The organism is Cryobacterium sandaracinum, assembly GCF_004403415.1.
Taxonomy (GTDB): Bacteria; Actinomycetota; Actinomycetes; order Actinomycetales; family Microbacteriaceae; genus Cryobacterium; species Cryobacterium sandaracinum.
In genome coordinates, this window is record NZ_SOGO01000014.1 from 19,621 (window position 1) to 32,776 (window position 13,156).

Genomic DNA, 13,156 nt, shown 5'->3' on the forward strand with positions numbered 1-13,156 from the left:
AGGCTCCATGTCTTCAGCACAGTCCCTCACCCGGCGCACCGTCGTGATTGATCGTGTTCTCGGTGGAATCGAACGCGTCGGTAACAAGCTGCCCGACCCGTTCATGCTCTTCCTTCTGCTGTTCGCAATCACGGCGGTGGCGTCGACCGCGATGGCCTGGGCGAACGTCACGGTGCAGTTGCCCGGAACCGACGAGATCACGGTGATCACGGGTTTCTTCACCGCCGAAGGGCTCACCTGGTTCACCCAGAACATTGGGGTCAACTACTTGGGTTTTCCGCCGTTGGCGACAGTGCTGCCCATCCTGCTCGCGGTCGGTGTTGCCGAGAAGTCCGGCCTGCTCGCCGCGCTGATCCGTAAGGCCTTCGGCTCGGCACCACGCTGGTCGCTGCCCTACGCCGTGGCATTCGTGGGAGTCGTAGGGTCGATCATGTCTGATGCGGCCTTTGTGGTCATCCCCCCGCTTGCCGCCCTGGTGTTTAAGGCTGCTGGCCGGCACCCCGTGGCCGGGCTGCTCGGCGGGTTTGCTGCGGTGGGCGCCGGCTACTCAACCTCGCTGTTTGTAACGAGCCTCGACGCGCTGTTCGCCGGGATCACGACGTCGGTCACACAGAACCTGCCGAACGCCGGTTCCGTCGTGACCCCGGTATCGAACTACTTCTTCAACGTGGTCTCCGCGCTCGTACTCATCGCACTCGCCGGCTTCATCATCGACAAAATTCTGGAACCGCGTTTGGGGCGGCAGCAGATTGCGCGCGACGAGATCACTGACGACGACGTGTTGGTTCCCTCCGTGATGAACACGCGGCTCACGCACACCGAGAACCGCGGCCTGTTCTGGTCGTTCGTGGCCGGCATCGTGGTCGCCGGAGTGATTCTGGTTGGCGTGCTCCTGCCGGAATCCTCCTGGCGAAACGAAGACGGCGAGTTTCTGCCGCGCTCACCCCTGTTGAGTTCGATCGTGTTCATCGTTTTCGTTATGTTCGTGATTCCAGGACTGGTGTACGGCAAGATCACCGGAACCATCGCCAGGGGCAGCGACGTGCCTCGCGTGATGGGGCAGGCCATCAAGGACATGAGCGGATTTCTCGTGCTTGCATTCATCCTCGGCCAGTTCGTCGCCCTGTTTAATTTCTCCGGAATCGGAAGCTGGCTCGCCGTTGCAGGAGCCGGGGGCCTTGAGTCCATCGGCCTCACCGGATATCCGGCCGTCGTCGCCTTCGTACTGCTTGCCTCGCTGCTAAACCTCTTCATCATTTCGGGTTCGGCCATGTGGACGCTGATGGCCGCCGTGTTCGTGCCGCTGTTCGTATTACTTGGCTACGAACCTGCATTCATCCAGGGTGCGTTCCGGGTGGGAGATTCGGCCACCCAGGTACTCACACCCCTCAACCCGTACATGATCGTGCTACTTACGATGCTGCGTAGGTACGAGCCACAGGCGGGCCTTGGCACCGTGATCGCCCGTATGCTGCCCTTCGCAGTCACGTTCTGGATCGCTTGGGTAGCCGTGCTGAGCGTCTTCTACTTCTTCGACCTACCGATGGGCCCGGGCAACGGCATCATGATCCCGCAGTAGTAACTGCGCAAGACCGGAGGAATACCCCGCACGGGGGCCTCCTTAAGTTCAGTGCAACCCGAAGGGATTTTTATGACTTCCAGCCAGACCACGATCTATGCCCTGCACGAGAACCCTGAATGGTTTCCGCCATTTGCCCGGGCCTTTGAAGCAGAGGGTATGGAGGTGAAGGAATGGCTGCTCACCGACGGCGTTCTCGACCTGGATTCGGTACCGCCGGAGGGAATCTTCTGGTCGCGCATCAGCGCATCCGCTCACACACGCGACCACGGAAAGTCGAAAGACTACGCGCGCGCCGTGTTGGCTTGGCTCGAGGCCCACGGCCGCCGCACGGTGAATGGCCGGCGCGTTCTCGAGCTCGAGATGAGCAAGGCGCGGTGGGCCGTGAGCAAATTCTCGATGCCGCACACGACTTTCCCACCCCGTTTATGACCAAGCACAACCAGGGCGGCAAGGGCCTCGGCGTTCGCAAGTTCACGAGTCACGAAGAGCTCGCCGCGTACGTTGCCTCTTCCGAGTTCGAGGAGCCGCAAGATGGCATCACACTCATTCAGGAATATATCCAGGCTGCGGAACCGTTCATCACCCGGGTTGAGATCGTGGGCGGCGAGTTCATCTACGCCGTCAAAGCCGACACCGCACGCGGCGGCTTCCAGCTGTGCCCGGCGGATGCCTGCGCCATCGACCCGATCACGCGCGAGCTGATCATGCCTCCCGGCGCCACCATCGCACCCGTAGCCGGTCAGCAACTGTTCAGCCTGCGCGAAGACTTCGACCACTCGATTATCGAGAAATACCTCGAGTTCGCGCGCCGCACCGGGTTGGAAGTCTGCGGCATCGAGTTCATCGAAGCCGAAGATGGCCGAGTGCTCACCTACGACGTGAACACCAATACGAACTACAACGCGGTTGTTGAGGCCGAAGCCCCTCGTTCGGCTCCACGTGCCCTGGCTCGGTACCTCAAAAAACTCGCAGCCTGAAATACGTGGCGCCGGCCCCGGTACCAGCTCACGAAACGGATAAAACTCTCGTTGGCGCGGTGGTTAGCCGTGGAGGCTAAAACCACCGATGCAGCGTTGGGATGAAGATACCGACATCTTTTGCGACGCCGGCGAGAGGGATCTATTGGCGAAGAATTTCTTCGCCGGAGAAGTACGCAGACTTTTACGACTCAGTCGGGAAGTACTGGTTGCCCTCAACCAGGATGGTCGTATCCGACTTTGCCACCACGACATCATTTCAAACTGCGTGATACATGGCCGACTGAGCGTTGTGTGCGGGCTGACCCGCAACTGCGCCGAGTGTAGGCGGCTTACCTGGCCCAGTTCCCTAACCGGGAACACATCACGGCGCACAACCAGGGACATGAGCATGATCTCGGGCATGCGCCATAGTGCCCGGTCAGATGTCGCTGGCGATCTCAAACATGGAGATTTGGGGGATACTGGCCAGCAATGAGCCCAGGTCGGTCGCACCCGCACCCGCACGCCAGTGACGATATGCCGCGTCAGCTTCGGCCGACGCCCACCGCTCCAGCAAGATCATGTGGGCGGGATCATCGCAATCAAGCAACACATCAACACCCAGACACCCCTCAAATGCACGGGTCCCGACCAAAATGTCTCGCAGCATGGCCTCCGCCCCGAGAACGGCCTCTGGTTTTAGGCGAAGGTCAAGAAGAACTATCAGGGCCATGAAAACTCCAATTCACATCAGGGTAGAAGGTCGGGCGTAGTGCTTAGAAATTGAGGATCTGGTAGCCCTCGACTACGAGATTGCGGATACTGGCGTCGCCGTTGTACTCCCAGCGGCCACCCACCGGCCTCGACCGCGTCCCGTGGGATGCGACACAGAATGCGCACGCGACCCGGATGTTGTCGTGTAGGGCAACGGCGAGAGGGTTCATCCTATGCTTGGGGTCTGAGATGGCGGCGAGAGATTCAACACCCAAACCGTCACAAACAACCACGACGTCATCGCCGGCGTCCGTGAATTCACGAGCAGTCTTAAGGCCGCGATATACGCGTGAGCTGTCGGAGCCGATGGACTCATAAATGACGACAGTGATCTTACAAAGTCGACCAGCCCGGCAGTCTCTGAGTTTAGGACGCAAATTCCCAAGTACCAGGCCGTTGCGTATACTCGTCTCCAGCGACACGGGGTGCCGACTGCATGACGGTCGGCTGAGATGACACCCGTTGAACCTGATCTAGTTCGAACTAGCGAAGGGATGTCACGGAGAATTACGTGCACCGCATTGGTGCCGGATCTGGTCCTTTCGCCTTACCCAAGGTGAAGAAAATCATGCAAATAGCAGAGCAGATTGTCCTGGTCACCGGCGGCGCACGCGGCCTGGGCAAAAGCATCGTGAACGCTTTCGCGGCGCAGGGCGCCCGGGTGGTCATCAACTATCGCAACAGCGCCGCAGCGGCGGAAACCCTGGCTGCCGGCTATGGGCCTGAACATGCTCTTGCCGTACGGGCCGACGTCACCGAACCGGCCCAGGTCGCGGCAATGCTCACGCAGGCTCAGGCACATTTTGGCTCCACCGTGACAACGGTGGTCAATAACGCGTTGGCCGATTTCAGCTTCAACGGCGATGCCCGCTCCGGCGCTGCCGTCATCAGCTGGAACGAGTTCGAGGCGCAGTTCTCCGGCAGTGTCCGCGGTGCCCTGAACACGACCCAGCAGGCACTGGCCGGCATGCGCGAGGCCGGGTTCGGCCGCATCATCAACATCGGCACCAACCTTTTCCAAAACCCGGTGGTGCCTTACCACGACTACACTGCCGCCAAGGCAGCCATGCTCTCCCTGACCCGCACCCTTGCCTCGGAGCTCGGCCTGCACAACATCGCCGTGAACATGGTCTCCGGCGGGCTGCTGCGCACCACGGATGCCAGCGCGGCCACCCCCGAGGACGTGTTTGACTTCATCGCCGCCTCCACCCCGCTACGCAAGGTGACAACCCCGGCCGAATTTGCGGATGCGGTACTTTTTTTCGCCTCCCCCTGGGCGCGGTCGGTCACCGGGCAGAACCTGATAGTCGACGGCGGCTTGGTGATGAACTAGGGCCGCGCCGGTCATGTCTGCCCCGCGCCAGCTTCACTTCAATGCGTTCCTCATGGGTTGTGGCCACCACGGCGCCGCTTGGCGGCGGCCGCAGTCGCCCATCGAGCAGTTGGGAGACATCAGTTTCTACGAACGGCTCGCCCGAAGCGCTGAACGTGGCCTCTTTGACGCCGTTTTCTTCGCCGACGGGCATGCCGTCGGCGATGTGAGTACCGGCCCGCGGTGGTTTCTTGAGCCGCTGACGGCGATGGCAGCGATGGCGCGGGCGACGAGCCGGATCGGGCTGGTCAGCACCGTCTCGGCGACCTTTTACACCCCTTTCCACGCTGCGCGCATGCTTGCATCCCTGGATCACATCAGTAAAGGGCGCATCGGCTGGAACGTGGTGACCTCCATGTTTGACGCCGAAGCCCGCAACCATGGAATGGACATGCTGCCCTCCCGCGATCAGCGCTATAGCCGGGCGGCCGAGTTCATCGAGGTGGCGCTGAAATTGTGGGATTCGTGGGAGGACGATGCTCTGATCCTGGACCGCGGAGGTCTCTATGCTGACCCGGCCCGGGTGCGAGCGATCGGCCACTCCGGTGAACACTTCCGGGTGGATGGCCCGCTGACGGTGCCGCGCCCGCCGCAAGGTCGACCGGTGCTGTTTCAGGCCGGCGCCTCCGTCCCTGGCCGGGAGCTGGCCGCCCGTTATGCCGAAGGTATCTATGCGGTGGCATATGACCTCGCCAGCGGGCAGGAGTACTACCAGGATGTGAAACGGCGCATTGCCGTAGCCAAACGCGATCCGGATGCGGTGTTGATCATGCCCGGTCTCGTCACTTATGTGGGGTCCACACAGGCGCAGGCGCGTGCGAAGCAGGCGGAGGTCGATGCCCTCCTGCCGACCGAGCAGTCGCTCGCGCAGCTGGGAACGTTCGTGCAACAGGATTGCAGCAATTGGGATTTGGATGTGCCGGTGCCGGCGCTGCCGTCGCTGGCCGGCTTCACTGGGCCGCAGGGTCGGTATGCGACCATCCTACGAATTATCGAGGCTGAGCAGCCCACGGTAAGGCAGTTGCTGGGCCGGCTCGCCGCCGGCGGTGGGCATTGCACCATGGTCGGAACGCCGGAGCAGATCGCCGACCAAATCGAGTTGTGGTTTCGTTCCGGTGCCGCGGACGGCTTCAATGTGATGCCGCCGCTGCTGCCGGAATCATTGGATGAGTTCGTGGACCGGGTGATCCCTGTGTTGCAACGGCGCGGTCTGTTCCGCACCTGCTATACCGCGGATACCTTGCGTGGGCACCTGGGGCTGGAACGCCCCACGGTCGGCGCTGCGGTTTAGGGTCCTCTGGGCGGGAGGGTTTCCTTGTGCAGGGTCGCCAGGAGCGTGCGTTCGTATCCAGCGAACTCTGCCGAGGTGGTCATCGACAGCTCGCGCGGCCGGAGCAAGTCGATGGTCAGGTTCAGCCGCACGGATGCCGGCCGCGCGCTGAGAACGACTACCCGGTCGGCGAGGTAAATCGCCTCACGGATGTCGTGGGTGATCAGCACCGCAGTCCAGGCGTTCTGAGACCACACCCCCTGCAACCAGGACTGCATGTCGGTGCGGGTGAGGGAGTCCAGGGCCCCGAACGGTTCGTCCAGCAACAGGACATCTCTGCCCTGCACCACGGTGCGCAGCAAGGCCGCGCGCTGGCGCATGCCCCCGGAGAGTTCGTAAGGATGTGCATCTTCAAAACCGGACAGGCCGAAGGCCGCGAAAAAACTGCCCGCCCGTGCTCGGGCGGTCTTCTTGGTTTCCCCCGCAACCTCGAGGCCGAGGGAAGTGTTCTCCAGAATGCTGCGCCACGGGAACAACAAATCCTTCTGCGGCATGTATGCGAAGTGTTTGTGTTGACCGGTGACGACATCCCCGTCGACCAAGACCTCGCCGGAATTGGCCGTCTCCAGGCCGGCCATGATGTTGAACATGGTGCTCTTCCCGCATCCGCTAGGACCGATCACGGCAACGAATTCGCCCGGCTGCGCCGAGAAGGCGATGTCGTCGAGAACCGACCTCACCTGCCCGCGGCCGAGCGGAAAAGACTTACCTATTCCGCGCAGTTCGATCTTCGGGGGAGTCGCCTCAGCCATGCCAGCTCCTGCGTTCCTTCGAATGCCAAGGGATGATTGCCCGTTCGGCGACGTAGGTCAACAGGAACAGGCACACGCTCACGAGCGCGGTCACCGCAACGGCAGCCAACACAAGATCGGTGCGAAACGAGTTCTTCATCATCGCCATATAAATGCCCAGGCCCCGCTCGGCGCCGACGTACTCGGCAAAAATGGCACCGGTGACGGCGTAGGCGATTCCGATTCGAAGTGCGGTGAAGAACGAGGGAAGCGCCGACGGAAGACGCACATACACGAACTGCTTCCACCGGTTGGCCCCCATGCTGCGCAGCAGATTGATCGCTTCTCGATCGGTGCGGTTGAAGCCGTCAATCAGGCCGACCGTGACTGGAAAGAATGTCACCAGGGCGATGACGATGGTTTTGGGCAGCATACCGAATCCGAACCAGATGACTATCAGCGGCGCGATCGCAATGATGGGTATGGCTTGGGATGCCACCAGCAGTGGCACCAGTGCTCGCCGCAGCCATGGCGAAAAGTCGATCAGGATCGCCAGCGTCCAAGCGACGGTCAGAGAGACGGCGAAGCCGAGAAACGTCTCCTGCAGGGTGGGGAGCGTATTGTCCCAGATCGTGGTGCGGGCCTCCCAGCCCTGCTGAAGAATGCGCTGCGGGGAGGGCAGGATCGCCGGCTGCACTCCGGCTGCCATCACCGCCACCTGCCAGGTGATCACGAGCGCGACGAGGATCGCGGCGGGAGGTGCTAGCGCCGAGAATGCCGTCGTGCGGGGCGCTGTAGCCCGCTTCACGGTGATGCTATTTTTCATTGAGGTAGTGCTCGGTGAACAGTGTTGATGTGTCCAGCGCCGTGGTGAGTGGTTTGCCGTCTTCGTCGGCCAAGAGGCCGGCACGGTAGAGGAAATCGGCCAGCTGCTGCCAGGTCTCTGCCGTTTGGGTGCCTACTTTACCGTTGGCATCTTTGAGGTAGGAAGCACTCAGCTTTTTCTGGCTTTGGTAAACGAGTTCCGTGTTTTCGAAGGCACCGGGGTTGGCGTCGATCAAAATCTTCGCCGCGGCATCCGGACGATCGGCGGCGTACTGGTACCCCTTCTGCAGGGCCTGGACGAACTGAGCAGTGGCGGCAGGGTGTTTGGCAGTCCAGGCCCGGTTTGCCTCGACGATCACCGAGTACTGGTCCGGTAGGCCATAGTCGTGCAGAGCGAAGAACTTCATCGGGGTGCCACGAAGAGCGGCATCGATGCCCTCCCAGGTGGTGAATGCCGAGGTGAAATCAACTTTGCCGGCATAGAGGGCCTCATAGGCGGAGGTGCCCAGCGTGATTTTCCTGAACTCGCCCGTTCCGCCGTCGTTCTTGATGACATCCGACGCCTCGGTGGGAAAGGTTGCGCTGGGGTCTGCCAGGCCGAGGGTCTTGCCGTCGAGGTCCTTCGGGCTGCGAATGTCGTCGCGGCTGGCCAGGACCCCGATCGCCGTCGCGTCGTGCTGCAGCACCGACATCACTGAGATGTTGCGCACACCCGCTGCCGCCGCGAAGGTGGCCGTGTCCTGAAAGCTGATACCGAAGTCAGCTGAGCCGGCGTTGATGAGTGCGTCGGTGGATGACTGGCTGTATGGGAGCACCTTCACCTCAAGCCCCGCCTGCGTGAAGTAGCCCTTCTCAAGAGCGACATACAGTCCGGTGTGATTGGTATTCGGTGTCCAGTCCAAGGCGAAGGCCACCGGAGTCAACGCGGTTGACGAAGCGGTGCCAGTCGCCGAGCCTGAGGCGCAGCCACTTAGAACTGTCGCTGCGGCAAGAACGAGCGCACCTACCGTTATCCACGGCGAGGGCGTACTTTTGAGTAGGGATAGTTGCACTGTCGTGCCCTCCTTGATTGCAGGAATATCAGGGCACGGGATGTGAGAAAATTGCCTCCCTGCGCTGGCATGATCCAGATCAGGTTCGACGGTCGAAGATTGATAATCTTCCTCTCAGCCCGGCTCACCGGACTCCCGTGTTCAAGACGAGTGTAACCAAGAAGCAGCCAAGCCTGGGCGAACAACGTGTTGGTTCACACTCAATGAGTGCGTACCAAGTCATCGAACATCACCATTACGACTCCGCCGAGGTCGCCGCCGGATCCCCACTCTCGGCGCGCGCTTGCAGACAATCACAACCAGAAAAAAGGGCCAGAACATGGCTAAACGCAGCCTCTGACACAGGGTGCTATGTTATTTTTCGTCTACACGGGAGCCCTTTTGCAGGGGCTGAGAGGAAGCTGAGGCAGCTTCGACCGTTGAACCTACCGGGTAATGCCGGCAAAGGAAGTGAAGTTGATGCGTTACGCCCACCCCAGCACCGCCTCTGCCCCCGCCCGACTGCCGCCGTCCGCACTGCCAGGCATGCGCCGCGCCATACGGGGCGGGATCTTCGGCAACTATGTGGACCAATTCGACATCTTCCTGCCCGTCATCGCCCTGACGCCGGCAGCGGCGCATCTCTTCGGGTCGGAAAACCTGGTCAACAACGCCGGGCTGGTCTTTGTCGCGACGCTGTTCGGGCGGCCGATAGGAGCAGCGATCTTCGGTCCGATCTCCGACCGCATCGGCCGCACGGCGACGACCAAGGTCGCACTCACCGGTGTGGCGCTGACGACACTGCTGATCGCACTGGTTCCCAGCCACGCCGTGTTCGGTGGCGGATCGCTCCTGTTGATCCTGGCGCTGCGTTTTCTCGGCGGAATTTTTCTTGGCGGTGAATATACCTCGGCTGTTCCGTTGGCGATGGAATGGTCCGAGCCTGAACGGCGAGGGCTTGTCAGCGGGCTGATCATGTGGATGTCTCCCTGGGCCAACGCCACCATCGCCGGCCTGGTGTTCGTACTCCACGGCACGCTCGACGCCGCCAGCTACAACGTATGGGGCTGGCGCATCCCATTCCTGCTCGGCGCCGTGCTCGCTTTTGGAATGCTCGCCTATTATCGTGCCCGGGTTCAGGATTCCCCGACGTGGACCCACCCCCCACGCCGCACGAACCCGCTGAAGGAAATTCTCATCGGCGAACACCGCCGAGCGCTGTGGCAGGTATTCATTCTGATGAGCGGCATGTGGTTGCTGACTTACATGGCCATCCCGGTGCTGACTGGGCAACTTGGCGTCGATGCTGACCTGGGCGCACAAACCATATCGTTCGCGATGATGTGCGGCACCGCCGCAAGCGCCGTCACCATGGCAGGTTGCGGGCACCTGTCGACGTTCACCGGCCGACGCGCTTTCTTCATCGGCTTCGGCCTGATCGCAGCGGTACTAGGGCCGGTAATCTTCCTGGCGATCTTCGCTGCCGCCGGCACCACGGTTCTGGTGCTGCTGGTCGTGGCGCTGCAGATCGTCACGGTTTCCGGCTACGGCCCGGTCGGCGCCTACCTAGCCGAACGCTTCCCGACTGCCGTGCGCTCCAGCGGCTACGGGGTCGGTTACAGCCTTTCCATCGTCATTCCAGCCCTCTACCCGTACTATCTGCCGGCCCTGCAGAATGTGCTCGGCGCCCACGGTGCCGTCGCGGCGCTGCTCGCACTGGCTGGAGTGCTCGTGCTAACCGGCGCGCTGGCCGGCCCCGAAACAGTGCGGGTCAGCCTTGGGTCGGCCCGCCTGCCCACAACCGATGAAAGTGGTGGATAGGACCACGCCCGGTACCGACCTCGAGTTCGTCGGCGTGTTCCAGACTCTCCTGCAACCAGGACTTGGTCATCGATAATGCGGCGCTCCAATCCCCGAGCCGGGCCTGCAATGTCGCCATCGCCGACGACATTGAACATCCGGTTCCGTGGGTATTGGTGGTGTCCACCCGATCGGCTGCAACCTCAATCATCTGCCGGCCGGCGGGAAGCTGTCCGGTGGCATCCACCAGCGCGTCCGGGCACACGGCACCCTCCAGATGGCCGCCCTTGACCAGCACAATGACGTTATGCGCCGCTGAGAGTCGCGTGCCCTGCTCGAGTGCGTGCGGCCAGGTCGAAGCGGTCGGCTCTCCCAACAGCACCCCTAATTCCGCCAGGTTCGGTGTGACCAAGTCGACCCGGCTGAGCAGCCGGATCATGGCGCTTTCTGCAGCCGGCTCGAGCAGCCGGTCGCCGCTGGTGGCAACCATCACCGGGTCAAGCACCACCACCGGCGGTTTCACCTTCTCCAACCAGTCATCGACGGCCTGAACGATCTCGGCATTGCCGAGCATCCCGATCTTGACCGCATCGATAGTGACGTCGTCGCTGACGGCATCGAGCTGCTCGCGAAGGAAGGCCACCGGCGGAATATGCACCGACCTCACCCCGTGGGTGTTCTGGGCAACCAGTGCGGTAACGACGGCCATCCCGTAGCCGCCCTGCGCGGCGATGCTCTTCAAGTCCGCCTGGATGCCGGCCCCACCGGTTGGATCAGTACCAGCGATGCTAAGAACTCGGGGTACTGTGCGCGCCAAGACGGGACGGATCATCGGTTCCACTCCTCCACAAAATCCTCGGCCACCCGTTTCGGGTCTGCCGCGGCACAGATCGCGGACACCACGGCAACACCTGCCGCCCGCGCCCGGCGCAGCTCGCCCACGTCGTCCAGCATGACTCCGCCAATGGCCACGCAAGGCAGGCCTGCCACGGCGGCGACCCCGGCGAAACCGTCCACGCCGATCGGCGCCGGATGGTTCACCTTCGTGGCCGTCGCCCGGATCACACCAACACCCAGGTAGTCGACCGTTCTATCCGGCAGGAGAGCCACCTGGCGGACGTGATCGACAGTATTGGCGGTCAACCCGATGATCGCGTCGTCGCCGACGATCATCCTCACTGCCGTAACCGGAAGGTCGCTTTGGCCGACGTGGACACCATGCACGCGGGCACCCGCAGCGCGGGCAGCCAGAAACACGTCGATCCGGTCGTTGATGAGAATAGCGGCCCGGCCACCGACAGCCTCGGATATGCGCAACACGAGCTGATAGAAGTCGGCAGCGGACGCATCTTTCTCCCGGATCTGCACCGTTTGGATGCCACCGTCTACCGCCGCCCGCACCGTCTCGACCACCCCGCGACTGCCACATAACGCCGTGTCGGTGACCAGATACACGCCTGGCGTGAAAGTCTCCCTACTGAACTCAGTCATGAAATTGCTATCGACGCCCGGATCGCGGACCCGTCAACGCTCGCCAATGCGTCAAGGAACGCGACGGCAAAACTGCCCGGACCGCCGGCGCCCACCGCCGCCCGTTCGGCCGCGATCGTATACACGGCCGTCGCGGCGGCAGTTGCAACAAGACGATCGTCGCCGACCGCGAGGAAAGCCGCGGTTACGGCGCCAAGCGCGCACCCTCCACCCGTGACTTGGGTGAGGTAGGGATGGCCGTTGCTCAGGCGGATGACATCGGTTCCGTCGGTGATCAAATCGGTGGCCCCAGAAATCGCGACGATGCAGCCGTACCGGTCGGCAAGTCGGACAGCGGCATCCAACGCCTGCTCCGCGGTATCGACCGAGTCCACCCCCCGGCCACCGTGGCCTAGGCCGGCCAGGGCAATCACTTCGGAGGCGTTGCCGCGGATTGCAGTGGGCGCGTATGCCAGCAGATCGGCGGCCAGCCGGGTGCGCACCGAAAGGACGCCGACGGCCACCGGGTCGAGCACCCACGGCGTGCCGATCTCGTGCGCCGCCCGGGCCGCTTCCTGCATGCCTACACGCTGCTCCGCATGCGGAGTGCCCAAGTTCACCAGCGTGGCCGAAGCAATACGGGCGAACTGGTCGGCCTCGATGGGGATATCGGTCATCGCCGGCGCAGCCCCGATCGCCAGCAACGCGTTAGCGGTGAAGTTCGTCACCACCGCGTTGGTCAGGCACTGCACCAGAGGTGTTCTTTCCCGCAACCGCGCCAGCAGCAGGCAAACATCATCCGCCGTGAAACGCCTCATTCAACGTCCTCGCTCAGATTTATTAACTGGGTGTGCCGGGAAGAGTTTGCGAACCGCAGCAGGAAACCATCAACCCTCAGCAGGGCACATTCGGCCCGTGCACAGTCTAGAACACTGCAAAACGGCCGCCCCTTCATAGAGTGGAGACTGCGCTGGCCGCACCGATCATCGCCGTCTCCCCGCTGCGGAAGTTCCTATCAGCTCCACCCGCGGCGGGGCAAAATTCGACTCCAATAGCCTGGCCCGCATACAACTGCTGCGCTTGCTAGCGGCCCCACACCTCGTCCAGTGCGGGCTCTCACCGCTCGAACCTGCCCGCCTACTGGTGGATCTTGAACACCCGAGCGCCCGGCAGTCTAAGATGCCACTCGTCGATCACATCCTAATCGGCGAGCGACTCCATGCAATCTGGGGTCAACTCACGACCGGACGACGTCTGGTCGCGGTCGATGGGACCTGCTTGG

The 13,156-nt window shown here is 62.4% G+C and carries 13 protein-coding genes and 2 riboswitches; of the genes, 6 read left to right on the forward strand and 7 right to left on the reverse strand.

From position 1 onward, the window contains the following. Window positions 1-7: 7 nt before the first annotated feature. From E3T25_RS04360 to E3T25_RS17795, 3 genes are all read left to right on the forward strand, one after another. A complete protein-coding gene (locus tag E3T25_RS04360) occupies window positions 8-1,579 on the forward strand; it encodes an AbgT family transporter (protein WP_134372422.1) in 1,572 nt (523 codons plus the stop codon). Window positions 1,580-1,651: 72 nt separating this feature from the next. After that, window positions 1,652-2,011: an ATP-grasp domain-containing protein gene (locus E3T25_RS17790; protein ID WP_338145464.1), complete on the forward strand. Its 360-nt coding sequence runs from the start codon at window positions 1,652-1,654 to the stop codon at window positions 2,009-2,011. Continuing rightward, window positions 2,008-2,559 carry an ATP-grasp domain-containing protein gene (locus tag E3T25_RS17795; RefSeq protein ID WP_338145465.1) on the forward strand — a complete coding sequence of 184 codons (552 nt, stop codon included), beginning with the start codon at window positions 2,008-2,010 and terminating at the stop codon, window positions 2,557-2,559. Before E3T25_RS17790 ends, E3T25_RS17795 begins: the two co-directional genes overlap by 4 nt. A gap of 421 nt (window positions 2,560-2,980) precedes the next feature. On the opposite strand, the gene E3T25_RS04370 is transcribed toward E3T25_RS17795, so the two are convergent. Continuing rightward, window positions 2,981-3,274 (reverse strand): putative quinol monooxygenase, encoded by a 294-nt coding sequence (locus E3T25_RS04370; protein WP_134372424.1) that lies wholly within the window; start codon window positions 3,272-3,274, stop codon window positions 2,981-2,983. A 452-nt stretch (window positions 3,275-3,726) separates the two neighbouring features. Then, window positions 3,727-3,827: riboswitch (TPP riboswitch) on the forward strand. A gap of 56 nt (window positions 3,828-3,883) precedes the next feature. On the opposite strand from E3T25_RS04370, the gene E3T25_RS04375 reads away from it, so the two are divergent. Continuing rightward, window positions 3,884-4,648, forward strand: coding sequence for a 3-oxoacyl-ACP reductase (locus E3T25_RS04375; protein WP_134372426.1), 765 nt, complete (start codon window positions 3,884-3,886; stop codon window positions 4,646-4,648). 13 nt (window positions 4,649-4,661) lie between these two features. Beyond that, complete coding sequence (locus tag E3T25_RS04380; protein ID WP_134372428.1) at window positions 4,662-5,978, forward strand: LLM class flavin-dependent oxidoreductase; 1,317 nt, start codon at window positions 4,662-4,664, stop codon at window positions 5,976-5,978. Here E3T25_RS04380 and E3T25_RS04385 read toward each other — a convergent pair. From E3T25_RS04385 to E3T25_RS04395, 3 genes are read right to left on the reverse strand one after another with little or no spacing between them, the layout of a single operon-like run. After that, a complete protein-coding gene (locus E3T25_RS04385; protein WP_134372430.1) occupies window positions 5,975-6,769 on the reverse strand; it encodes an ABC transporter ATP-binding protein in 795 nt (264 codons plus the stop codon). The two genes, E3T25_RS04380 and E3T25_RS04385, sit on opposite strands and share 4 nt — an antisense overlap. Continuing rightward, window positions 6,762-7,574, reverse strand: coding sequence for an ABC transporter permease (locus E3T25_RS04390; protein WP_134372432.1), 813 nt, complete (start codon window positions 7,572-7,574; stop codon window positions 6,762-6,764). Before E3T25_RS04390 ends, E3T25_RS04385 begins: the two co-directional genes overlap by 8 nt. Beyond that, the gene (locus tag E3T25_RS04395) at window positions 7,564-8,475 is read right to left on the reverse strand and encodes an ABC transporter substrate-binding protein (protein WP_241980617.1); all 912 of its coding nucleotides are present in this window, start codon (window positions 8,473-8,475) and stop codon (window positions 7,564-7,566) included. The genes E3T25_RS04390 and E3T25_RS04395 overlap by 11 nt, the downstream gene beginning before the upstream one ends. Before the next feature lie 189 nt (window positions 8,476-8,664). Next, window positions 8,665-8,774: riboswitch (TPP riboswitch) on the reverse strand. A 310-nt stretch (window positions 8,775-9,084) separates the two neighbouring features. Here E3T25_RS04395 and E3T25_RS04400 point away from each other — a divergent pair. Beyond that, complete coding sequence (locus E3T25_RS04400) at window positions 9,085-10,425, forward strand: MFS transporter (protein WP_134372557.1); 1,341 nt, start codon at window positions 9,085-9,087, stop codon at window positions 10,423-10,425. On the opposite strand, the gene thiD is transcribed toward E3T25_RS04400, so the two are convergent. The 3 genes from thiD to thiM are packed head-to-tail and all read right to left on the reverse strand — an operon-like array spanning window position 10,376 to window position 12,692. After that, entirely contained in the window at window positions 10,376-11,236 is an 861-nt protein-coding gene (gene thiD / locus E3T25_RS17865) for a bifunctional hydroxymethylpyrimidine kinase/phosphomethylpyrimidine kinase (RefSeq protein ID WP_134372435.1), read from the reverse strand. The two genes, E3T25_RS04400 and thiD, sit on opposite strands and share 50 nt — an antisense overlap. Next, entirely contained in the window at window positions 11,233-11,895 is a 663-nt protein-coding gene (gene thiE, locus E3T25_RS17870) for a thiamine phosphate synthase (protein WP_134372438.1), read from the reverse strand. Before thiE ends, thiD begins: the two co-directional genes overlap by 4 nt. Then, window positions 11,892-12,692 carry a hydroxyethylthiazole kinase gene (gene thiM / locus E3T25_RS04415; protein ID WP_134372441.1) on the reverse strand — a complete coding sequence of 267 codons (801 nt, stop codon included), beginning with the start codon at window positions 12,690-12,692 and terminating at the stop codon, window positions 11,892-11,894. The genes thiE and thiM overlap by 4 nt, the downstream gene beginning before the upstream one ends. Window positions 12,693-13,156: the final 464 nt, after the last annotated feature.